Below are 22,506 nucleotides of genomic sequence, written 5' to 3'. Positions count from 1 at the left end.
ACACCGGCCCTGCGTCCCTCCTGCTCTCCCGCAGACGAAGCCGTCGTGCTGAGCACCCTCCGCACCCGCAACAGCCGAGGCAAGAGTCCATCGGCCCTCCCCATGGCACCAGGCCGATTGGAAACGTGGTCACCGCACGCGAGCGTGGGAGCGCGGGACATGCCGAGGGAAAAGCAATCCGTCGTGGCCGGGGTCGACGGGTCCGAGCCCTCGGCTCGGGCTGCGCTGTGGGCGACTGCCGAAGCGGGCCGGCTGGGCGTTCCGTTGCACCTGCTCCTGGTCGGCGACGATCCCGCTCGTGAGTCGCAGGCAGAGGAGACGGTGCAGGAGATCGCGGACCGCTGCCGGCTCGCCATGCCGACCCTGGAGTTGGTAGCCGAGGTCGACTTCGGGCATCCCGCCGAGGAGTTGGTCCGCCGATCCGACGCCGCCCGGCTGATCGTGGTCGGGTCACACGGGCACGGCGCCTTCCACGACGCGCTGCTCGGCTCCATCAGCGCCGCGGTGGCCACGCACGCCAGGTGCCCGGTCGTCGTGATGCGCGGTGCAGGCACCGTGATGACCGGACCAGTGATCGTCGGGGTCGATGGCTCACCAGGCAGCAAATCGGCGCTGCACTACGCCTTCGACGCCGCCAACCAGCGCCGTACCGACTTGGTCGCCGTGCAAGCACTGCCCGACGCGTACTTCATCCCCGGCCCCTACCCGCACCCGGACCGTGACGAACTCCAGGAGCGGGCCGAGACCCACCTCGCAGAGCAACTTGCCGGGTGGGCCGCCGACTATCCCGACGTCGCCGTGCGCAAAGCGATCACCAACGAACACCCGGTGCAAGCACTGTGCGAAGCCGCTCAGCATGCGCAACTGCTCGTCGTCGGCCACCGTGGGCACGGCGGCTTCGCCGGGCTTCTGCTGGGCTCGGTGGCCCGAGGGGTGCTCCACCACGCGCCATGTCCCGTAGCGGTGATCCGCACCTGATGTGGTGAGGGAGTTGCAGTCGTGACACATGACGCGTTCGCCGGATGGGAACAGCGGTTCGGGATCCACGGAACCGACGTGCTCCGCGGGCTGCGAACAGTCCTCGATCTCCGGGGGCACATCAGCAATGCCGACGTGCGACGCATCGCAGGCGAGCTGGGTTTGCCGGTTGCTGCCGTCAACGGTGCCGCCTCGTTCTTCGCCGACTTCACCGGCGATGAGGCAACCCGCCACGTGCGCATCTGCGAGGGCACGTCGTGCTTTGTCTCGGCTGGCAACCACACCGTGCCGTTGGCCGAAGCAGCCCTCGGCGTCAAATGTGGACACACCAGCATTGATAGGTCGTTGTCGTTGGCTGGGGCGTACTGCCTGGGCTACTGCTATGCCTCCCCCACCGCGCTCGATGGGCGGACTCCCGTCACGGGACCCGATCTCGGTGCGCGATTGCTCTCCCCTGCACACCCGCCTCCGCCGCCCCCGGTCCCCTACCACAACGCCAGCCGCAATCCGGTCGTGCTCGCGGGTCTGCTCGGTGCGGAGGAGCCCTGGCAGGTGTGGCCGGAAGTCGTGGCGGCCGGATCTCCGGCCACCGTCCTGGCCGAGGTCGCCCGCGCCGGGCTGCGCGGTCGAGGCGGGGCCGAGTTCCCGGTGGCGAACAAGTGGCAGGCAGCGTCTCGTGGCCCCGCCCCGAGGTTCGTGGTGGCCAACGGCGACGAGGGCGATCCGGGCTCGTTCTGCGACCGGCTGCTGCTGGAAGACGATCCGGACCGCGTTCTGGAAGGGCTCGCCCTTGCCGGGTTTGCGACCGGCGCGAACCGGGGCGTGGTGTTCGTCCGCTCCGAATACCCAGAGGCAGCGGAGAAAACCCTGTCCGCAGTGGGAGCTGCGCGCGACGCCGGGCACTTCGGGGTCGGCGTGCACGGCTCGGCGTTCGACTTCGACGTGGAGGTCGTGCGCGGAGCGGGTTCCTACGTTGCGGGGGAGGAAACCGCGCTGCTGCGTGCGCTGCAGGGCCTTCGCGGCAGCGTCCGGCCCCGGCCCCCGTACCCGACAAGCGTCGGCCTCTCCGGACGGCCCACAGTCGTGAACAACGTTGAAACCCTCGCCGCAGTGCCATGGGTCGTTCGGCACGGCGGCAGCGCATACGCCCGCCTCGGTGCCGACGTCGAGACCGGCACCAAGCTGGTGTGCCTCAGCGAGCGGTTCCGCCGACCCGGCGTGTACGAGGTCGAGTTCGGGGTGCCGTTGCGCTATCTCGTCGAAAGGCTCGGTGGCGGGCTGAAGCCCGGGCACAGGCTGCGGGCCCTGCAGGTCGGCGGGCCCCTCGGCGGTTTCCTCGGCCCCGACGACCTGGACGTCCCGCTGCTCGCCGAAGCGCTCGCCGAGGCGGGGGTAGCTCTTGGTCATGGCAGTCTCGTGGCCATCGACGACGGCATTTCCGCGGCGGAACTCCTCCGGCACGTGTGGACCTTCGCTGCCGCGGAAAGTTGCGGTGCCTGCACTCCGTGCCGGGTCGGATCACGCCGTGGTCGCGAGCTGGCAGACCTGGTGCCGGGTAGCGCGACCGCCCTGGCGCAGCAGGAAGAACTTCTCGATGTGATGGGTGTTGGCAGCCTGTGCGCCTTCGGGCGGGGCGTGCCCGGCGCGGTCCGGAGCCTGGTGCGGGTCTACCGCGACGAACTACTCGCCGGAGGCAGCTGATGCGGGTCATCGTCGATGGCGTTCCTGTGGACGTTCTGGAGGACGCGACGGTGCTCGACGCCGTGCACGCGAGCGGAGGTTATCTCCCGACGCTGTGCTACGACGCAAGGCTGTCCCCGCGCGGCTCGTGCCGAACCTGCCTGGTCCGCGCGGGCGGTCGCATCGTTGCCGCGTGCACCACTCCTGCGGCCGAAGGCCTTGCAGTCCAACTGGACGATCCAACCGCCCACCAGGCTGCGCGCGGAGCCGCTGAGCTGATGGTGTCCGAACTGCCCGACCGGGCGCTGACCATTCCGGCGGAGCGCAGTGAACTGGTCCGGGCATGTGCTCATTTCGGCATCACCTCCAGCGATTTCACCGGCGCAGAACACGATCGCGGGGTGGATCATTCGCACCCGTACGTCAAACTCGACCGCGACCTGTGCATCGCCTGCGGACGGTGTGTCGCCATGTGCGCCGAAGTCCAGGGCACCTTCGCGCTCGAACTCACCGGCCGCGGCTTCGACACCGTCGTGGCACCTGGCGATGGCGGCCCGTGGGTGTCCTCGCCTTGCGTGGGCTGCGGCGGTTGCGTCGACAGCTGCCCGACCGGCGCCCTGTCCGAACCCGGCCTGCTCGACCTCCGCCCGATCACCTCCACCACCACGACCACCTGCGGATACTGCGGAGTCGGCTGCACCCTCGACGTCCACGTCCGCGACGACGACATCGCCGCGATCACCCCCACTCACGGGGCGCCGGTCAACCGCGGCCACGCCTGCATCAAAGGCCGCTTCGCGCACGCCTTCACCCGAGCCGAGGACAGGCTGACCGCACCCCTGGTTCGACACAACGGACAACTCGTCGAATCAACCTGGGACGAAGCACTCGGCCTGGTCGCACAGCGACTCACCGACATCCGGGACCAGCATGGCCCCGACGCGATCGCCATGATCTCCTCCGCCCGCGCCACGAACGAGGAGAACTACCTGGCCCAGAAGTTCATCCGCACCATCATCGGCACCAACAGCATCGACAACTGCTCGCGGCTGTGCCACGCCCCCTCGGCCGCCGGGCTCACCGCCTCCTTCGGCCTGGCAGGCGGCACCAACCCGCTCGACGACCTCGACCACACCGACTGCATCCTCCTCGCCGGCGCCAACCCCACCGAAGCCCACCCCGTCGTCGGAGCGCGCATCAAGCAACGCGTGCTCGCCGGAGCCCGGCTGGTCGTCATCGATCCTCGCCGCACCGAACTCGCCGCACTCGCCGATGTGCACCTGCAAGCCGCGCCGGGTTCGAACGTCGCCGTCTTCAACGGACTCGCTCACCTCCTGATCGGGGAGGATCACCTCGACCACGCGTTCCTCGACCACCGCACCACGGGTTTCGACGACCTCGCAACACTCCTGGCCGACTACCCGCCCGAGACGGTGGCAGCCATCGCCGACGTGCGCTCGACAGACCTGGTGGCCGCCGCCCGCCTCTTCGGACGGGCGCAGCACCCCGCCATCGTCTACGGGCTCGGCGTCACCGAACACGCCCACGGCACCGACGGCGTGCGCACCCTGGCCAACCTCGCCATCCTCCGCGGTGCAGTCGGCACCACCGGCTGCTGCGGCATCCTTCCCCTTCGCGGGCAGAACAACGTCCAAGGCGCCTCGGATATGGGCGCCCTTCCAGATGTGCTTCCCGGTTACCAGCACATCGCCGCCCCAGCGATCCGCGCCCGCTTCGAGCGGGCCTGGGGCCGCCCGGTGCCTGAACGTCCTGGCTTGCGCATCCCGCAAATGTTCGACGCCGCGATCTCCGGCGACCTGCGAGCCCTCTACGTCATCGGAGAAGACATCGCGCAAAGCGACCCAAACTCAGGTCACGTGCGCGCCGCACTCGACGCGTGCGAATTCGTGGTCTGCCACGACATGTTCCGCTCCCGCACAGCCGAACACGCCGACGTCGTCTTCCCCGCAGCCTCCTTCCTGGAAAAGGACGGGACTTTCGTCAACTTCGACCGGCGCTTCCAACGCGTCCGCCCAGCCCTGGCACCACCCGGCCAGGCATCCGACGACTTCAACATCCTGCAGCAGGTCGCCCAAGCGATGGGCACCGGCTTGGGCTGCCCCACTCCGGCCGCCGCACTGGCCGAATGTGCCTCCCTGACACCGGTTTTCGCGGGTTTGTCGCACCAGCGTCTGGAGGCCGAAGGCTCCTTGCACTGGCCCTGCCCGGCCTCGGACCGGCCGGGCGAAGCCGTGCTCTACCTCGACCGGTTCGCCACCCCGGACGGCAAGGCCGCGCTGGCCGCCCGCCCCTACCTGCCGCCCGGCGAACAGCCCGATGCCGACTTCCCGTTCCTGCTGATCACCGGACGTCGGCTCGTCCACTACAACACCGGCTCCATGACCCGCCGAACCGCCAACCTCGAACTCCTCCCCACCGAAACACTGGAGATCCACCCCTCGGACGCAGCCCGCCTCGACATCCCCGACGGAACCGACGTGATCACCACCAGCCGCTGGGGCCAGACCACTCTGACCGCGCATCCCACCACCGATGTCGCACCCGGCCAGGTGTTCGCCGCCTTCCACTTCCCCACCGCACCCGTCAACGAACTCACTTCACCGCACACCGACACCGCCACGGACTGCCCCGAATACAAGGTCACCGCAGTGCACATCCAGCCGGTAGTACGGGGCTCCTGAGCAGCCGAGCAGCACTTGTCAACTCGCGATGCGCTTGGGGAGAAAATCACCGCCGATCGAGACCGGCCGGCCCATTCGAACCACGCGGCCGGTTGGACGGAGGCCCATCGGCCCTGCCGCGCGCCGTGATGACCTCGGCAAGGTGGGCAGCGTAGGAACATCCGAGTGCTTGCAGCCTCCGTGCCGTCTGCGCAACAGGCGCGGCCACGGGAGAGTCCGGGAGCAACGATGCAAGCCGAAGACATCATGTCACACCCGGTCATCACCGTTCGGGAGTACGACTCGATCAGAACGGCTGCCGGGACGCTGGCCGAACACGGGTTCACCGCCGCACCCGTGATCGACTGGGACGGCATTCTCGTCGGCATCGTCACCGAGGCCGATCTGATCCGCGATGCGATCCCGCACGATCCCCGCACCACTGAACACCACCTGCACATGCCGAGCGGGGCACCACCGACCCTCGTCAGCCAGGTCATGACCAAGAAGGTGCGCACCGCGGCTCCAGGCACCGACTGCGCCGACATCGCCAAGACGATGCTCAGCCACCACTTGCGTGCCGTTCCCGTCGTCCAGAGCCGCGTGGTCGTGGGCATCGTGACCCGGCGCGATCTGATGCGCGGTCTGGCCCGGGACGATCCGGTGATCAGAGCCGAAGTGCGGCGAAACCTCGATCGCTACGGAGGCTTCGACAAGTGGTCCGTGTCCGTGCGCGACGGCGCGGTGGTGATCACCGACCCGGTCGGGGACATCGCCGCCCGCCACGTCGCTCGTGCGCTCGCCCTGGCGGCGCCGGGGACACGTCAGGTTCAGGTGATCGAGCGCCGAGATCAACCGTCCCCACCGCCCGCACGCACAACCGTGCGCGGTGCCCGCGAGGAGGATCCATGCGAGTCGAGGAAGTCTTCCGCCAAGGAACGCTGACCTGCGAGGCGACCGATTCGATCAAAGAAGTGGCCCGGAAGATGACCGCGGATCACGTCGGTGCCCTCGCAGTTCTCGAGGGCGACCGGATCATGGGCATCATCTCGGAACGAGACGTGGTCCGGGCCATTGCCCAGGACGTCGATCCGCGAACCACGACGGCCACCACGTTCGCCACCCACCAGATCGAGACCGCCAAGTTCGGCGAGGAAACCCGGGACCTCGCGCGGCGCATGCTCGACTCCGGCGTCCGCCACCTGCCGGTCATGCAGGGGCAGACGGTGGTCGGGGTGATCTCCATGCGAGATCTGCTGGCCATCGAGACGTGGCTGTGAAGCCGCGTCACTCGGCAGGCGTGATCAGGCCGTAGTGCCCGTCGTACCTGCGATAGAGCACAGCACTTCGGCCCCGCTCACCGTCCAGGTAGAACAGGAACGGCAGGCCCAGCGTCCCGAGCCGCTCGGCCGCTTCAACGGTGGTCAGCACAGGCGGTGGCCGTTCGCTCACGGTGACCGGCGTGAAATGCTCGGCCAACTCCGCCGGGTGCGGGTCGACCTGGGCCAGGCGGTAGCCGTCCGGCGTCCGGTACAAGACGCTGTCCTGCTCGGAGCCGAGTTCGGTGAAGAGGTGGAAGTCGTAGTCCATGACCTCCATCTCGAACACCGCTTCGTCCACATCGCAGCGCGCCAGCGTGAACGACTTGTGCCGAACGACCTCACACTGGTCAGGCGGACGCGGAAAGTACGAGGGGCGATGCGCGGGTTCGCCGCCGTGGCGCCATTCATGGGGCTCGACCACCGCTCCACGCTTACGGCGCCGCGCGATGTGCTCGAGGCGGTGCTGAAGGCGGTCACGCAGCAGGTCGAGGGCCTCCGTGGCAACGGAGCCGGCCACCTGCACGCGGACTATCCGCCCGTTGACATCGAGGTTGGCCTGCGCGGTGATCGGGCGTGCGACGGCGGGATCACCATGTCGCTGCACGCGCACTCTCGCGTGCAGCACAGGTTCATGGGCGTAGCGGAGAGCCGAACGGACTCGACGCTCCGCGTAGTCGGCGATGCCGGGTGCCACTTCACCTGTCACCTGCACGCTGATCGGAACGTTCTGCGCCACTCCCGTTCGCATCGTGCACCCCTTGGATCTCCAGTCGCCGCCAATTTCGAGCATCACCGACCACAGGCGGACGCGCAGGAGGAGAAGGACCCGCACCGCAAACGTGCTCGGCACTCGCAGAGGCAGGCCTGCAATCGCTAATCGATGGCAAGAACACCACTGGAAACAAGGGACTTTCGGCCGCATGACGCGTTGCCGGTTGAGGTGAACCCTCGGACATTGATCCCATGTCGAATCCTCGAGGGGGAACCGATGAATGAAGGTCACGAGATGCGTTGGGGCGGGCTGGCTGGTCTCGGCGCGCTGGTTCTCTCCATCATCGCCGGCATCCTGCTCGCCGGTGCCCCACGCATCACCGAATCCGCAGACACAATCGCCGGGTACCTGCTCGCCGAACGCGGTGTCGTCCTCACGGCCGTGCTGCTCTACGCCGCCGCGATCGCCCTGTTCCTGTGGTTCGGCGCCACGCTGGCCACCGCTTTCCGGCTCGCGGACGACCGGAGCGACGCCCCAGCGGTCGTGCTGGCGGGTTTCGCGCTGACCTCCACGATCGGATTCTTCGGTGCCGCCGTCTTCGGTGGAGCGGTCTTCGCGATGACCTCGCGCCCCGCCCTGCTCGTGTTCGCCGCCGCTCCCTACACGGTTGTGACCGTCGCGGCCACTGTCACGGGACTGGCCCTCGCCGTGCCGCTGACGGCCACCGCAGTGGCCATTGCTCGGACCGGGGTGTTCCCGCAATGGGCAGCTTGGTTCTCCGGATTCGTCGCCGTCATCTCGGTTCTCAGCGCGATCACCGTCCTCTCCGTCGGCGGCGTCTTGGCCCCGGGCGCAGCCCTGACCACCTACATTCCTGGCGGATTGACCGCGCTGTGGGTGCTGGCCATGAGCAGCCTGCTGGTCCGTGAACACCTCCCCACCATCTCCGTGCAGAAAGGACCCGCTGTCGGACCGGCTTGAGTCGACGCTGTCGTTGCGGCCCTCCTCGAAGCGGACCGCAACGACTTGGAGACAGCATGACCGAGCAACGCGACTTCGCGATCGTCGTCGGTGTCGACGGCTCACCGTCGTCCCGGGATGCCCTGCGATGGGCCGTCCGGCAAGCCCACTTGACCAACGGCCGCATCACCGCCGTCATGTCGTGGGAGCTCCCTGAGCTCTACGACTGGCCCATGCGCACGGCCGAAGAATGTGATCGCGTAACAGAAGAGGCGCTCAACACCATCATCCATGAAACCGTCGATGACACCGACGACGCCGCGATCCGGAAGGAGGTGGCTCGCGGTCACCCGGCCAAAGCCCTACTGGACGCAGCCGAATCGGCAGACCTCCTCGTCGTCGGTCACCGGGGATACGGCGGCTTCGCCCACGCCCTGCTCGGCTCAGTCGGCCAGTACTGCGTCAACCACGCACCCTGCCCCGTGGTGGTAGTCCGCGACCACGAATGACACCGGGCCCCGACAAATGCTACGGCGGTGTTTCCGTTGTCAAGGCGTGAGAGCGGAACGGACGATGGCCACCGGACACTCGGCGTGATGCAGCACGCCATGCGCGACGGACCCCAGCAACAGCTGCTTGAACCCACCGATACCGCGATGGCCGACGACGAGCAACTGGCCGTGAGAGGCCGCCGCCGTCAGCTCCTCGACCGGATGCCCGTAGCGCACGACGTCGCGCACCTCGACGTTCGGATACTTCTCACGCCACGAGGCGAGCTGCTCGTCCAGCTCCCGCTGTGCATCATCCAAGCTGAACCACGCCGCCCCCGCCGGGGAGTTCTCGATCCAGGAATACTCGGCGAGAACCGGTCGCCAGATGTGCATCGCCAGCAGGTCGGTCCGCCGCGCGGCGGCCTCCTCGAACGCGAATCGCAGTGCTGCACGGGCAGGTGCCGAGTCGTCGACACCGACCACCACTGGGCCGACGGAGAAGCTCGTACGACGATCCCGAACGACCACCACGGGACAACGTGCATGCATGGCCACCGCCGTGCTCACCGAACCCAGCACCGCCTCGGCGACCTGACCACGCCCACGCGATCCGACCACCAGCAGCTGCGCCCCCGAGGACGCCCAAACCAAGTTCTCGATCGGCAACCCGTGCTTGATCTCGTCGAACACCTCGACTCGCGGGCGATCGCTGCGACACTGATCAGCCACTCTCGAAAGCAGCTCGAACGCAGCGTCGTCCCGGCTCGCATCGTCGACGACCGTCACCAGACGAACCGGGGCCGTCCGGAGATCGCCGTCCATGACAGCCCACTGCGCAGCCACGAGCGACTGCTCCGAGCCGTCCACTCCGACCAACACCGGCATATTCCGTTCCGCCGTCATGGCTCGGCACCTCGCAATCGCAGCTAGAGAAGGCACCCAGACTGGCCAACACCCACGGGCCATCCCGGCCGTTGTGGAACCAGTGAACCTCTCCCACCCGATGAACGCAGGCGCACTGACCACCTCGTTAGAGCTGCCTGCGACGCAGGATGCCAGCCAGGCAGGTGAGTCGCGACTGCATCGGCAAGATCATCACCGGCGACGTGGCGATGTGGTCTCGTGGTGGTGGTCATCTACCTCGGCCTCTTCTGCGCGCTCGGACAGAATGTCGGAATCAAGCGCCGTCGTGGTCACGGTCGCCTGGATGACGGCGGCAGATTGCTCGGCTTTTTGCGCGAGTTCATATTGCCCGTAGTACTCGAAGAAAGCTGGCAGGGTCTTTAGCACTAACTGCCGCTGCGTTGGATCGGTTAACGGTGCGACGAATTCGCGGAACAACTCAACCAACGGCTCCACAAGAGTGTCGCCTTCAGCCACCGGTCCAGCTTCCTTGGCAATGTGATCAAGAAAGTCGATAATTTCCTGCTTCCTGTTCACGGCTGAGTCGGGTTGTGTTTTAGCCATCCATGCCAATCCGAGTCCAGGTTCCACGAGGAGATCCTTGAGAGCAATCGTCTGCGCACGCAACGCGTTCGCGCGTTGCCATTGCCGTCGCTGCGCCTCGTCATGGTCAGCGAGAGCTGCTTGTGCCGTCTCGTCGAGGACAACTCTCGCGTCAGTGAGGGCTATGCGCAGATCAGGGAAGCCCTCAGGCATGAGGTCATCGGCCGTGTTCAACAGCAACGCATCTTGTACAGCATACAGATCGTAGGGGTCTTGATTGACGAGGATATCGCCTGCATGTTGGCGAACGGTGCTGCGGATCAAGGCCAGCAAGGAGGGTGGTGCACCGGCTACTCTTTCGCCGGTGCACCACCAGTGAAGCTCCAAGGTGACAACGAACCTGACCGAGGGCAAGCGACTTCTGAGGTGTGCGGTAAAGACGAGATGATGTTTCTGGCGTCGCCTGCGGGACAACGTTTCACCCCATTGGCCGGGACATCATGATCTTGGTGAGCAGCTCGGCTCCTGTGGCGTCAGTGTCACCATCCGAAGCCGCATCCATGAACGCCTTGGCCAGGAAGTTTGTTGCGACACCTTGACGCATGACCTCGCCGAGCAAGGAAACGGCCGGCTCGATGCGAAGGACGCCTGACCGCATCGCTGATATCCAGCACCGAACCGTGTCGGCTGCAGCGTCGATGGTCTCCTCGGATTTGGTGGCGATTCGCCAACCTTTGCGCAGGCCGTTAAGAACTTCAGGATCATGGCTGGCCTGCTCCAGCAACTGCTGTGTGGCCGCCTGGGCCGTGTTGATGTCGATCAGGCTCAGGAAACCACGAGCCGTGGCCAGCGGCGCATCGTTTTCCCAGCCCAGCACGGCATGCAACGCCGAGGCCGTGTCTTGGGGATTACGGCACAGACGATGAAGTGCGCGTCGGGCGGACTCGTGGATGGTGTCGGATGGCGGCCCGTTCAAGAGCCACTTCAGCCTGATGAGGGTGCCGTTGGGGTAGTCATCAGCAAACGGCCCGGCACACATCTCGGCCACGACTTCTGCTTCGTGAGTCGGAGCTGTTGTAGATGTGCGCTTGCCATAGTTGTAGGCCCATGTACGGGTCTTGTCTCGTACCTTCATACCAAGCGGCGTGTCACCGGCAAGTTCTGTCAGCAGGCCGGCGACCAACCCGCAGTTCTCCGGCCAATCGTTCGCCCATCGAGTGAGGGTGTCGATCAGATCGAACTCCGGGTACTTATCGACGAGCGTGGAGAGCCGCTTCCCGACCACGGGAAGCCGGCTCTCACCTTCGCCGCCAGGACCGGTGATCCTACGGATCCAGCCCAGGAGCGCCTCTCGAAGTTGTGGCCGCTGTCGCCAGATATGAGGCAAAACGGCGTAGCTGAGCCCGTGCCGTGCAACATCGAGCGAGACATCATCAGTGACCGCGTCCGTGTCCATCTCAGCGATTCGCGCCAGCTTGGGTTCGAGATCATCATCCAGCAACAGTTCCTCAACCGTTGGCTCCGACTTCCGGCCGCCGAGCAAGTTCATGGCGGCCTTCCATACGACCAGCGGTGGCGCCCCGTCCAGTACGGCGGAAGCGATCAGAAGCGCACGGTCCTCAGCCGAGTGCTTGTCCTTGTCGTCAAAGAAACTTGACAGGTGTCCGCCCCATGCGCGGAACTCATCAGCGACCCGCGCCAGGACGTCGTTCAGCTTCACCTCACCGTCATGCACCGGAGGCTCGGGTGCATGTGCGATGGCGGACGCGAGCCCTGCAGCATCTCGCGGTCTCGTGCTGCTGGTGAGCAGCGAACTCAGGATTTCCTGGTCGAGCCATCCAACTCGGTCACGGCGGTGGAGGCGCACCAGGTGCTCAGTAGCGACGTCATGCGCGACAGGTGGAAAGATCTGCACTCGCTCGTCATGAACCGACTGCGCGCATCGTGACCACGCCTCGTCGGTCATGGTCACCACGAGCCTAATTCCCAAGTGTGCGCGGTCCTCAACGAATGACCGTAACTTGACTCCGAAGTCCTCGGGGAAGGCGTCGGTGGCGGTTTCGCCGAGGTCGAGGAAGTAAGTTCTGCCTGACCTCGCAGGTAGCATTCCTACATCTGGCTTGTCCCAGTCCTTATTCAGTTCCCTTACGCTCTCGACGTCTACACCATCAAGCCGTGTCTCCGGATCGACTTGCCCCAATAGCCGCAGCGCCACAGTGCGTTTGCCGATGCGCCGTTGGCCCGTAATCAGGATCAGCTGGTGACTTTTCCAGACTTGAACCAAGTGGTTCCACTGCTGTGGGGCGATCGATGCATAGCACTGCCGAACAGCAGCAAGTTCTGATCGCAAGCCACATTCGGATAGCACTTTGCCGAGGATCTGGTTGACCTCGATGTTGCCGCCAGCCTGCAAGACCGTGCTGTGCGGCCCCGTTCGGACAGTCATTCCCGGGCCGGCTGGTTCGAGGTCCTTTTGCGGAACAGGGGCATGCGCGTATGCGTCGCTCGCACTGCCGACGGGGGTGAAGTTGTCCCATCCCGGCACAGTCACCGCTGCAGCCCCCCACCAAACCGGGTGTCACGGCCAGACTGGATGACCACGGCGTTGTCACCGCCACTTGCAAACATCGGCCCGCTTCGCTGAGGCGAATCCTCGTCGTTGTTGCTGAAATCTTGGACGAGGGCCGCCAGTTCCTCCGCGGCATCTGGATGATCCTCGAGGAACACCATCAAGCGCCGCTGCCAGTTCGGTTCGAGCTGTCGAGACAGTTCCTCCCGTTCTTCTTCCGAGACTGTTTCCAGTTGCCTTCCGGTCTCATCGAGTTTGCGCACCTCAGCGGACTGCTGCTCCTGATCAGCGTCGCCGCGCGTGAACAGCTTCACCAGGCGAGCCCGCAGCGCCGCGCCTGCACTGCCCACGAGCCCGGTCACCACCACCTGAGCGGCCTCACTCGCCAGGGAGCCCACATCGATACTCGGGTCCATCAACTAGCCCTCTCATCCGGCGACGTGCGAGGGCCGCAGGCCGAGCACCACTAACCCCCACAGTGCCAACAGCTTCGGAACAGGATGACGTCACAACGTGAACGCCACCTTTCTAACAGTGCGAGAGACGCTCGCGTTCCAACACAAGCTTGATCCACTCGTACGGACGAATCGCACACGTTGGGCCTGTCTGGTCAACAGCAAACCGCGTGTTGGTCTAGCGAGATGGCAAGCCACAGCTGCCCGAGTAGATGGGCGCCCTCCCGCCGCATCTTGGGGATCGGCGGTGGTCGAATGCCGGCCAACAACAATCCAGGGCTCCAAGTTGGCGGGACGAGTCAAGAGCTATTTGGCAGCCTGATACATGCCCAACCTGGCAAGAGTGGTCAAGTGCATGCCGAATGAACCCAGGCCAATGACCGGCTTATGAGCAGTTCCTGCCTACTTGTCTGTAATGTGAGGTCACGGCCCGTTCGTGCGGTGACCGAAAGGCCCGTGCCGAACCGTCCCGGCGGCAGGTACCAGGGACGGAGCTCGACTCGTCAATGCAACCGCTTTGCGCAGTGCGCTGTCGTCAAGCATCCGGCGTGACGTTCGCCCGCACCAGGGGCGACCGGACCAATCCGCGCGTCGCTGCCACGTTCGCGTCGCGGCAGCAACTCCTTCCCTGTCCTCACCGACGACGCCGGTCCACGCGCTGCCGAAGTCCGCGTTCGCTGCGCCGGTCCTGGGCATGTTCGACGATGGTCGGCGATGGCTGATTTCGGATCGCTGTACCGGCACGGATTCGCGCGGGTCGCGGTCGGCGTGCCCGTGGTCGGCGGGGTCGACCCCGAGCTCAACGCCGACCGCATCCTCGACCTGGCGCGCCGCGCTACCTCGGACAACGCTGTGCTGGCCCTGTTCCCCGAGCTCGGTCTGTCGTCCTACAGCATCGATGACCTCTTCCACCAGGACGCCCTGCTGGACTCCATGCTGTCCGGGCTGCGCCGTGTGGTGGCCGGGAGCGGTGAGCTGGACACGGTGCTCGTGGTCGGCGCTCCGCTGCGCTTCGGCGAACGGCTCTTCAACTGCGGGGTGGTGATCCACCGGGGCGAGGTCGTCGGCGTCGTCCCCAAGAGCTACCTGCCCACCTACCGGGAGTTCTACGAGAGGCGCTACTTCGCCGCGGCGCGTGATGCGATCGCGCGCCGCGTGACCTTGTTCGGCAACGACGTCCCGTTCGGCGACGACCTGCTGTTCGAGGCGCCACGACTCCCCGGGTTCACGTTCCACGTCGAAATCTGCGAGGACCTGTGGGTCCCGGTCCCGCCCAGCACGTGGGCCGCGCTGGCCGGCGCCAACGTGCTGGTAAACCTCTCGGCCAGCAACATCACCATCGCCAAGGCCGACTACCGCCGTCAGCTGTGCGCGTCGCACTCGGCGCGGTGCATCGCCGCCTACCTCTACGCCGCGGCAGGGCCCGGCGAATCCACCACGGACCTGGCGTGGGACGGGCACGCGCTGATCCACGAGAACGGCGAGAAGCTGGCCGAGGGCGACCGGTTCGGTTCCGGCCCGCAACTAGTGACAGCGGATGTGGACCTGCAACGGCTGGTTCAGGACCGCATGCGGACCACCAGCTTCGCCGACTCCGCGCACGACCACATGGAGCGCGTACGCGGTCTCCGCCGCGTCCAGATCGACCTGGCTCCACCGGCCACCTCGGTCCCCCTGCGCCGCGAAGTGCCGCGCTTTCCCTACGTGCCTTCCGATCCGGTGACCCTGGGCGAGCGATGCCGCGAGGTGTACAACATCCAAGTGCAGGGCCTGGCCCGGCGACTGGCCGCCACCGGCGCCGGGAAGGTGGTGATCGGAGTTTCCGGCGGGCTGGACTCCACCCAGGCGCTCATCGTCGCGGCGCGGAGCATGGACCTGCTCGAGTTGCCCCGCAGCAACGTGCTCGGTTTCTCCCTCCCCGGCTTCGCCACCAGCGAGCGGACTCGCGACAACGCCCACCGGTTGATGGCGGCGCTGGGTGTCACGGCCGGGGAGATCGACATCCGGCCGTCTGCGATGCAGATGCTGCGCGACCTCGACCACCCGGCAGCCCGCGGCGAGCCCGTCTACGACGTCACGTACGAGAACGTGCAGGCCGGAGAGCGCACGTCGCACCTGTTCCGGCTGGCCAACCAGCGCGGCGCCATCGTCGTGGGCACCGGCGATCTCAGCGAGATCGCGCTGGGCTGGAGCACCTACGGGGTCGGCGACCACATGTCGCACTACAACGTCAACGCCTCGGTGCCGAAAACGCTCGTCCAGCACCTGATCCGCTGGACCATCGACACCGGGGAGCTCGGCAACGCGGCAGCCGAGGTGCTGCAGTCCATCCTGGACACCGTGATCTCGCCGGAACTGGTTCCCGCCGGGAAGCCGGGGACGGGCCAACCGGCGCAGAGCTCGGAAGCCACCGTCGGCCCGTTCGAACTGCAGGACTTCCACCTCTACCACCTGCTTCGGTTCGGGTATCTGCCGAGCCGGATCGCCTACCTCGCGCACCAGGCGTGGTCGGACCGCGACCGAGGCAGCTGGCCGTCGCTGATCCCACCCGAGAAGCGCAACGAATACGACTTACCCGCCATCAAGCACTGGTTGGCCGTGTTCCTGCACCGGTTCGTGCAATCCAGCCAGTTCAAGCGCTCCGCGCTGCCCAACGGGCCCGAGGTCGGATCCGGCGGCGCGCTGTCGCCTCGCGGCGATTGGCGGGCACCCAGCGACGCCACCGCCCGCGCGTGGCTCGACGAGCTGGAACGCAACGTGCCCGGCTGAGGATTCACCGCGCATGCACGGCCTGATGCAGAGGTACCCGAAAACGCTGTTCCTGGGCGTGATCGCCGAGGTGATACGGGCTTGGGATCATGGTTTTGTCCAACGACGCAGCACTGCCTCGGCTCGCTCCCGTTCCTCCAGTGCGAGGTCCGTGGCGGCCAGCGCGTTCCGCAGCCGCGGCGCCCAGTAGCGCCGAAGCATGCGCACGCGCTGCCGGGTCGTGGCGATCTCCGCGCCGATCAGCCGCCAGGCCGCAAGGTCTGCGGCGTGCCGCAGACCCGCGACGAGGGCTGCCCCGTGCGCTGTTCCTGCTTCGATCACGGCCGCGCTGCAGGGTATCGCGGGCGACTCGGGGCCTCGCCGCGGAAGGGTGCAGGAGACGTCGTCCGGATACCTCACCCCCATCGCCGTGGTCCAGTGAACGCCGACCTCGGCGGCCTGGTCGGGATGTGCGAGCCGAAGCCCGCGCTGCCCGGCGAGCAAGGTCGCCCGGATCAACCAGGTTTCGGCCTCCGTCGCGGTTCGCGTCCATTCCCTCTCGCTGGTGCGGGCCAGTTGCGCCAGCCGACGCTCTTCTCGTTGCAGAGCACGCAGTTTCTGCTCCAGCAGCACGGCGCCCCGCTCGGCGATGTCCAGTCGGCGGCGCAGCCGCAGCCGCCCGGCTCGTCCCGGCGGGACCCGGATCTCGGCCATCTCGGTCACCCCGCTTCCTGCTGGGCCGGTGGATCGGTGCGACGGCGGTCGAGGAGGTCGCTCGGCAGCATGGCCAGTTCACCGGCCGGCAGGTGGAGGAGCACCTGCCAGGCGCGTTCGAGGGTGTCGTCAAGGGTTCGGGACTCGTCGGGGCGCTGGGCGACCAGGTCGCGCCGGAACGCCTCCTCGAAATCGAGGTACGACCGATCGATCCGGCTCAGCGCCGATGTTCCGATCAGCTCGGACAGCTCGCGCAGCTGCCGGGCCCTGGCGAGCGCGGCCACCAGTTGCGCGGCGACGGGCAGGTGGTCGGGCCTCGTGCGGTTCGGGCCCGACCCGACGCGCATGAGGCGGGACAGCGAGGACAGGGGATCGATCGGCGGGTAGATGCCCTGCTCGTTCACCTCGCGGGAGAACACGATCTGGCCTTCGGTGATGTTGCCGGTGAGGTCGGGCACGGGGTGGGTGATGTCGCCGCCCGGCATGGTGAGCACGGGCAGCACCGTCACCGATCCGGGCAGACCGCGGATCCGGCCGCACCGCTCGTACACCGACGCCAGGTCGCTGTAGAGGTATCCGGGGTAGGCGCGGCGGCCCGGGACCTCACCCCGGGCGGCGGAGACCTCGCGCAGGGCCTCGGCGTAGCTGGTCATGTCGGTCATCACCACGAGCACGTGCCGACCGCCGTCGAAGGCCAGCGCCTCGGCGATGGTCAACGCCAGCCGCGGCGTGAGGATCCGCTTGATCACCGGGTCATCGGCGGTGTTGAGCAGCAGCACGAGCTCTCCGGCAGCCGAGCGCGGAGCGAGGGCGTCCTGGGCGAACGCGGCATCGGTGTGCGTCGGCCCCATGCCTGCGAACACCACCGAGAAGGGCTCGCCCCCGACGTTGGCCTGCGCCGCGATCTGGGTGGCCAACTCCAGGTGCGGCAGCCCGGGGAGGGAGAACACCGGCAGCTTCTGCTCGCGCACCAGGGTGGTCAGCGCATCGATCGCGGACAGGCCGGTGAGCACCGGCTCGGCCGGGGGTTCGCAGCGCCCGGGGTTGATCGGGGCACCGGCCACCGCGGCCCGCCGCGTCGTGAACACCGGTGGTCCACCATCGGCGGGATCACCTCGGCCGTTGCAGATCCGCCCCAGCCACCCAGGTCCGACCGGAACGCGCAGCGGCTCCCCGGTGAACTCCAGCCGGGTACCCGCGGTGTCCATGCCGGCGGTGCCCTCCAGCACCTCCACGACGGCCAGGTCCCCGGTCGACCTCCAGCACCAAGCCGTGCCGCATCTCCCGGCCGGACAACCGGATTCGCACGAACTCGTCCCACCCGACGCCGCGAACACCGGCAACGACCGCCAACGGGCCGCGCAGCTCGCGGACCCCGGTGTACTCGATGCGCTGCCGGGCTATCACGGTTGCAACTCCCGAAGCGCGGAGAGCACAGCCGCGCAGCGCCGGCGAACGCCGTCGGCATCGTGCGGTGCGGTCTCTTCCCGAACGCGCACCAGAGGTGCGAAGTCGAACTCCTCGACCACCTCGACCGAGACGCCTGCGCCGACCAGTTCCTGGCATTCGGTAGTGATCGAGAGCACCGACTCGACCAGTGCGACCGCTTTGTCCCCACCGCAGAAGGAATCCATAGTGGACAACGCGTTCTGCTGCAGGACCGCTTCCCGGATCAAGCGGCCGCCCAGCAGCACGACTCGTTCTCGCCCCGGCAACGCACCGGCACCGACCAGCTCGGCGAACTCCGACAACCTGTCCGACTCGGCGAGCAGGCCCAGCACGCGCGCCCGCCGCCGAGGCCACTCAGCTCGGCCACCACGTCGGCACGCACCGCTCCGGCACGCGCGTTGGCATCGGCGACGATGGCCTCCGCTCGTTCGCGGGCCTCCTGCCGGATCCGGGCGCTCTCCTCTCGCCCGTTCGCGCGAACCTGCCGCGCCTCGACCTCAGCATCTTCGAGCAGCGCGAACACGGGTGCCAGCTCGGCGGACGCCTCCGCCACGCGGTCGACCGGCACACCGGGGCGTGCCGCCGCTCCTGGCGTTCCCGCCGGGCGAAAGCGCTCGAAGAAGCCCCGAATTCCGCGCATCCGCGCTCCCTCCCGCACGCGGCCCCAGACCCCACCGATGGTCGCGCAGACCGCCCGTGCACGCAGCCTTGGGAGCCCCGTGGTTCCGGCGAGGCCGACCGCTGCGGTGGGTAGCCCGGGGCGGTGACGGAACCGGAAGCCGATGGGGTGCCCGATGGCCGAGGCCGTTGATGTGGAGCCCGGAGTTCGCCTCGACCCGACCGAGCGGGTCGACCTCCTGCTGCGCGACCTGCGCAGCTCCCGGTCCGGACTCACCACCCGCGAAGCGCAGCGGCGGCTGGTCCACGCCTGGCCGAACGAGCTGCGACGACGAGGTGGCCGAAGGTGGCCGGGCGAGCTGGCACGGCAATTCACGCACCCGCTGGCGCTGCTGCTGTGGGCGGCGGCCGGCCTGGCGTGGGCGGTGGGCATCCAACCCGTTGCCATCGCGATCGTCGTGGTGATCGCGATCAACCCCGCATTCGCGATCGTCCAGGAACAACACGCGGAGAAGGCGGTGGAGGCGCTCGCGGCCTACCTGCCGATGCGCGCGAAGGTCATCCGCGACGGGCGGGCGTCCGAGGTGGAGGCCATCGAGTTGGTGCCCGGGGACGTGCTCATCATCGAGGAAGGCGATCGGGTCTCGGTGGATGCCCGGCTGCTCGACGGCGGCATCGAGGTCGACCTGTCCGCGCTGACCGGGGAATCGATGCCCGCCTTCCGCTCGGCCGACCTGGTCGACAGCCACGTGCCTCTGCTGCACGCACGCTGATTTTCGCCCGGTCGTCGCCGGAAGCGAAGCTGCGCATCGCCGACGTGCTGCGCGACGCCGGGCACGTGGTCGCGATGACCGGCGACGGTGCGAACGACGCCCCCGCCTTGCGGCGCGCCGACATCGGAGTCTCCATGGGCCGGTCGGCAGGTCTACGACAACATCCGGAAGTTCATCGTCTACATCTTCGCCCACGCCACTCCGGAAGTGACGTCATTCCTGGTGTTCGCGCTCTCCGGGGGCGCCCGCCATCCCGTTACCGCTGTCCGTCCTGCAGCTGCTGGCATTCGACGTCGGCACCGAAACTCTCCCCGCGCTTGCACTCGGCCGCGAACCCGCCGAACCCGGCCTGATGCGGCGACCGCCCCGCAAACGCAGCGAACCGGTCGTCACGACCCCGATGCTGCTGCGGTCCTGGCTGTTCCTCGGCGTGATCGCCGCGGCCCTGGCGATGGCCGGGTTCTGCTACGTCCTGCTCACCGCCGGGTGGCATCCCGGCGCCCCACCGCCCCCGGCACGCCCTTGCACCACGCCTACCTGCAAGCCACGACCATGACCTTCCTCGGTCTGGTCGCCGGCCAGACCGGCACCGCCTTCGCCGCACGCACCGAACACGCGTCGCTGCGATCCATCGGCGCGCTGTCCAACCCGCTGCTGCTGTGGGGAATCGCGTTCGAACTAACCCTCACCGTCGCGATCATCTACCTCCCGCCCCTGCAAGAACTTCTCGGCACAGCGGCATTGACGCCGGACATGCTCGCCTTCGTCTTGCCCTATCCCGTCATCATCTGGGGCGCCGACGAACTGCGACGCTGGCTATTGCGCCGCAGAAAGCACCGCTCCACCGCGGACGCGAACCGCGGCAGACCAGTGGGATGTCAGTAAGTTGATGGCACATCGGAGGTTCCGTCACGCCAAGCTGCGGGAAGTTCGGGAGAGCAGATCTTGCAGCGGCGCAAGCGCCATGAGCGCGCTTCCTCAACAGTCACCCGCTTGAAGGCGTCACGCCGGTACGGGGAAAAGGCCCTTCGATTCTTCAGGTAGTCGTGCTTGCTGGTAATCACCGGCGGCGGGACGGGCTCGCCCAAGGTTCGACAATCCCAGTGGTGGATCGACGAGCCGGTCACGGCATAGGGGTGCGAGCGAGGAGTAACGCTGCTCCACCAGACCAGCCACTCGTCGCGCTCTCGCCGGCATCGCTCGATGACATCTGATTCGGTCTCTTCCAGTGACTCACAGGCCCAGCAGCATCCACCGGGTGGGCTACTCATGGTGATGAGGAGCTCGCGCACATACTCAGCTGCTACAACTCCATCACGGACCAGGTCCATCAGCCAGATCACGGCGGGGAGCTCAATGGACCAGTCGTCGCGGTCAGGCTCGATCGCTGGGCGTTGGTGATCGGGGTATCGCGAACCTAGATCGGGGCCGCCTAGGACGCGGCCCGCTTCTGGATGATCATGCCCGAGTGCTCGATAGAGCGTTACGAACTCGTACGTCTCCCCACCAAGTTTGAGATGTACGTAGTGTTTCATCATAGATACGCAGAGTAGCCGACCGTCCTGAATCGAAACCCTGCAGGCGCTGACACTCAGCGACGTCTCGTAGCAAGTCTCGCGGCTAGATTATCGCCGCTACCTGCATCGTCGCCAAACTGCCACCGACGTCGTCGCGGAGGTCGGGACGTGGTTGCGCGCTCGTATGAAGGCTGGGTCGATTGCAGGCTGGTCTTCAGCATCGGGACAGTGTCGGGTTCGAGCACTTGAAGGAAATTTGTCAGCGCCAGTGGACGTTTCGGCTGGAGATGCGGCCTTGGTCTCGTCGACAGGCTGCGCTGGACGCGGGTGACGTGGCTCGCGAGCAATCCCGCCCAACGCGGAGCACCAACGCACGCTTCAGCGCAAGCCCGATCCAGGCTACTCCCGGAAGGGACCTGGATATTCCGACAGCCGCGGCGCTAGCATCGCCGTCATGGAGACGAATCCCCGGAACGGGGGGTTCCTCCCACTGGTGGGGGTTCAAGTCCTCAGACACAGGACTACCCCACGAGGTAATGATCTTCGCACCGACCGTGGTCTGACATGCGGTTTCTTCTGCATCCTGTCCGCCCTGGATTAGGGTTCGACAGACCCGTCGGCGATGTTTTCAGGCATGGCTGCCGGGGGATTATCCGCTCATGCCGCCCTCGTGGCCGAGCAGGCCACACCTCCGGGATCTGGTGATCACCATCCCGTCCAACCGGCACGCCCCGCTGCACTTACCGGTCCGTGGGCCCTGGGCTCGCTCACGACCGGGTTGCGGAACAGCGCGACCGGGCGTGGGACCTCAGCGACCTGCGAGCCCGAGCCCGTCAGGACGTCCTACAGCACCGCGTCCGAGACGAAAACCGACTTGGGCACCACGACGGACGCGTGTCCCTGAGGGCTGACGGTCTCCGCCTCAGTCAGGTCAGTGCGTTGCACGCGGCGGCAGCACAGCGCTGCACCCTTCGCCGGTACCTGGGTTTAGTTGACCAGGTGGTCGACCCCGGATCGGGCGTCGCGGGTGACACCGCGGAGGGTGGCGAGGGAAAGCTCGTTTGCCATTCCAGGCCGACGTAGCCGAGTCCGAGGCGGGTTTGGGAGATGCCGCGGCGATGCCGGGGTTCCCAGCACTGTCGAGAGCGCCGAGCTGCTGCAGGTAGTAGACGTCGGGCCGGTAGCCCGGCGGCGAGATTTCGGGCACCTTTCAGTGCCCCCACTACCGGCGTTCGGTGACAGGTAGCGATGTGCAGGGATTGAGTGGGGTTAGTTGTCGTCGCAGGCGCGGCGGCGTTCCAGGAAGACGGTGTCGCGCCAGGCGCCGTGGTGTTGGGCGATGCGTTCGCGGATGCCGACGGTGCGGAACCCGGCGGAGTAGTGCAGGGCGAGG

Annotated in this window: 22 protein-coding genes and 1 pseudogene; 12 read left to right on the top strand and 11 right to left on the bottom strand. The window is 67.1% G+C overall.

The genetic code is table 11. The annotated features are described in order from the left end of the window. The first annotated feature begins 159 nt into the window (after window positions 1-159). From E1288_RS34500 to E1288_RS34480, 5 genes are all read left to right on the top strand, one after another. Window positions 160-978 carry a universal stress protein gene (locus E1288_RS34500; RefSeq protein WP_132492786.1) on the top strand — a complete coding sequence of 273 codons (819 nt, stop codon included), beginning with the start codon at window positions 160-162 and terminating at the stop codon, window positions 976-978. 21 nt (window positions 979-999) lie between these two features. After that, on the top strand, window positions 1,000-2,679 hold the full coding sequence (locus E1288_RS34495; protein ID WP_132492784.1) for an NAD(P)H-dependent oxidoreductase subunit E: 1,680 nt from the start codon (window positions 1,000-1,002) through the stop codon (window positions 2,677-2,679). Next, complete coding sequence (gene fdhF / locus E1288_RS34490) at window positions 2,679-5,360, top strand: formate dehydrogenase subunit alpha (protein WP_132492782.1); 2,682 nt, start codon at window positions 2,679-2,681, stop codon at window positions 5,358-5,360. The genes E1288_RS34495 and fdhF overlap by 1 nt, the downstream gene beginning before the upstream one ends. A 228-nt stretch (window positions 5,361-5,588) precedes the next feature. Next, window positions 5,589-6,284, top strand: coding sequence for a CBS domain-containing protein (locus tag E1288_RS34485; protein WP_235884011.1), 696 nt, complete (start codon window positions 5,589-5,591; stop codon window positions 6,282-6,284). Next, window positions 6,248-6,619 (top strand): CBS domain-containing protein, encoded by a 372-nt coding sequence (locus tag E1288_RS34480; RefSeq protein ID WP_132492780.1) that lies wholly within the window; start codon window positions 6,248-6,250, stop codon window positions 6,617-6,619. The genes E1288_RS34485 and E1288_RS34480 overlap by 37 nt, the downstream gene beginning before the upstream one ends. 7 nt (window positions 6,620-6,626) lie before the next feature. Here the strand turns inward: E1288_RS34480 and E1288_RS34475 are convergent, their stop codons facing one another. Next, window positions 6,627-7,397 carry a ribosome hibernation promotion factor gene (locus tag E1288_RS34475; protein WP_235884010.1) on the bottom strand — a complete coding sequence of 257 codons (771 nt, stop codon included), beginning with the start codon at window positions 7,395-7,397 and terminating at the stop codon, window positions 6,627-6,629. Between the two features lie 252 nt (window positions 7,398-7,649). Here E1288_RS34475 and E1288_RS34470 point away from each other — a divergent pair, with 252 nt between their 5' ends. After that, complete coding sequence (locus E1288_RS34470) at window positions 7,650-8,354, top strand: hypothetical protein (protein ID WP_132492778.1); 705 nt, start codon at window positions 7,650-7,652, stop codon at window positions 8,352-8,354. Window positions 8,355-8,410: 56 nt separating this feature from the next. Beyond that, window positions 8,411-8,842 carry a universal stress protein gene (locus E1288_RS34465; RefSeq protein ID WP_132492776.1) on the top strand — a complete coding sequence of 144 codons (432 nt, stop codon included), beginning with the start codon at window positions 8,411-8,413 and terminating at the stop codon, window positions 8,840-8,842. 39 nt (window positions 8,843-8,881) lie between these two features. On the opposite strand, the gene E1288_RS34460 is transcribed toward E1288_RS34465, so the two are convergent. The 4 genes from E1288_RS34460 to E1288_RS34445 form a co-directional block, all read right to left on the bottom strand. Continuing rightward, window positions 8,882-9,727: a universal stress protein gene (locus E1288_RS34460; RefSeq protein WP_132492774.1), complete on the bottom strand. Its 846-nt coding sequence runs from the start codon at window positions 9,725-9,727 to the stop codon at window positions 8,882-8,884. Window positions 9,728-9,919: 192 nt separating this feature from the next. Continuing rightward, on the bottom strand, window positions 9,920-10,603 hold the full coding sequence (locus E1288_RS34455) for a hypothetical protein (protein WP_132492772.1): 684 nt from the start codon (window positions 10,601-10,603) through the stop codon (window positions 9,920-9,922). 145 nt (window positions 10,604-10,748) lie between these two features. After that, entirely contained in the window at window positions 10,749-12,821 is a 2,073-nt protein-coding gene (locus E1288_RS34450) for a hypothetical protein (RefSeq protein ID WP_132492770.1), read from the bottom strand. After that, a complete protein-coding gene (locus E1288_RS34445) occupies window positions 12,818-13,255 on the bottom strand; it encodes a hypothetical protein (RefSeq protein WP_132492768.1) in 438 nt (145 codons plus the stop codon). The genes E1288_RS34450 and E1288_RS34445 overlap by 4 nt, the downstream gene beginning before the upstream one ends. A gap of 753 nt (window positions 13,256-14,008) precedes the next feature. Between E1288_RS34445 and E1288_RS34440 the strand changes: the two genes are divergently transcribed. Next, the gene (locus E1288_RS34440; protein WP_132492766.1) at window positions 14,009-16,063 is read left to right on the top strand and encodes an NAD(+) synthase; all 2,055 of its coding nucleotides are present in this window, start codon (window positions 14,009-14,011) and stop codon (window positions 16,061-16,063) included. A gap of 87 nt (window positions 16,064-16,150) precedes the next feature. On the opposite strand, the gene E1288_RS34435 is transcribed toward E1288_RS34440, so the two are convergent. The 4 genes from E1288_RS34435 to E1288_RS34425 all read right to left on the bottom strand — a co-directional run bounded on the left by E1288_RS34435 (window position 16,151) and on the right by E1288_RS34425 (window position 18,845). Next, window positions 16,151-16,756 carry a V-type ATP synthase subunit D gene (locus E1288_RS34435; RefSeq protein ID WP_132492836.1) on the bottom strand — a complete coding sequence of 202 codons (606 nt, stop codon included), beginning with the start codon at window positions 16,754-16,756 and terminating at the stop codon, window positions 16,151-16,153. A 5-nt stretch (window positions 16,757-16,761) separates the two neighbouring features. Then, window positions 16,762-17,991, bottom strand: coding sequence for a V-type ATP synthase subunit B (locus E1288_RS34430; RefSeq protein ID WP_268951986.1), 1,230 nt, complete (start codon window positions 17,989-17,991; stop codon window positions 16,762-16,764). Between the two features lie 168 nt (window positions 17,992-18,159). Beyond that, entirely contained in the window at window positions 18,160-18,537 is a 378-nt protein-coding gene (locus E1288_RS49225) for an ATP synthase beta subunit C-terminal domain-containing protein (protein ID WP_408014258.1), read from the bottom strand. Continuing rightward, on the bottom strand, window positions 18,429-18,845 hold the full coding sequence (locus tag E1288_RS34425; protein ID WP_132492764.1) for a DivIVA domain-containing protein: 417 nt from the start codon (window positions 18,843-18,845) through the stop codon (window positions 18,429-18,431). Before E1288_RS34425 ends, E1288_RS49225 begins: the two co-directional genes overlap by 109 nt. 154 nt (window positions 18,846-18,999) lie before the next feature. Here E1288_RS34425 and E1288_RS47395 point away from each other — a divergent pair, with 154 nt between their 5' ends. Genes E1288_RS47395 through E1288_RS49940 form a run of 4 tightly spaced genes read left to right on the top strand, consistent with a single transcriptional unit; the run spans window position 19,000 to window position 20,481 of the window. Further along, the gene (locus tag E1288_RS47395) at window positions 19,000-19,596 is read left to right on the top strand and encodes a P-type ATPase (RefSeq protein WP_165968411.1); all 597 of its coding nucleotides are present in this window, start codon (window positions 19,000-19,002) and stop codon (window positions 19,594-19,596) included. 44 nt (window positions 19,597-19,640) lie between these two features. After that, window positions 19,641-19,949 (top strand): hypothetical protein, encoded by a 309-nt coding sequence (locus E1288_RS50180; protein ID WP_328592524.1) that lies wholly within the window; start codon window positions 19,641-19,643, stop codon window positions 19,947-19,949. Next, window positions 19,847-20,152 (top strand): cation transporting ATPase C-terminal domain-containing protein, encoded by a 306-nt coding sequence (locus E1288_RS49945; protein ID WP_165968413.1) that lies wholly within the window; start codon window positions 19,847-19,849, stop codon window positions 20,150-20,152. The genes E1288_RS50180 and E1288_RS49945 overlap by 103 nt, the downstream gene beginning before the upstream one ends. Next, window positions 20,149-20,481 carry a cation transporting ATPase C-terminal domain-containing protein gene (locus E1288_RS49940; RefSeq protein ID WP_165968410.1) on the top strand — a complete coding sequence of 111 codons (333 nt, stop codon included), beginning with the start codon at window positions 20,149-20,151 and terminating at the stop codon, window positions 20,479-20,481. The genes E1288_RS49945 and E1288_RS49940 overlap by 4 nt, the downstream gene beginning before the upstream one ends. On the opposite strand, the gene E1288_RS34415 is transcribed toward E1288_RS49940, so the two are convergent. Continuing rightward, a complete protein-coding gene (locus E1288_RS34415; protein ID WP_132492762.1) occupies window positions 20,475-21,134 on the bottom strand; it encodes a hypothetical protein in 660 nt (219 codons plus the stop codon). The two genes, E1288_RS49940 and E1288_RS34415, sit on opposite strands and share 7 nt — an antisense overlap. 1,248 nt (window positions 21,135-22,382) lie before the next feature. Further along, window positions 22,383-22,506, bottom strand: a pseudogene (locus E1288_RS49210) (ArsR family transcriptional regulator); the annotation flags it as partial.

It is taken from the genome of Saccharopolyspora elongata, from assembly GCF_004348985.1.
In the GTDB taxonomy this organism is placed as follows: Bacteria; Actinomycetota; Actinomycetes; order Mycobacteriales; family Pseudonocardiaceae; genus Saccharopolyspora; species Saccharopolyspora elongata.
The sequence above is the reverse complement of the archived record's forward strand: the minus strand, read 5'-3'. Positions and strand labels throughout refer to the sequence as shown.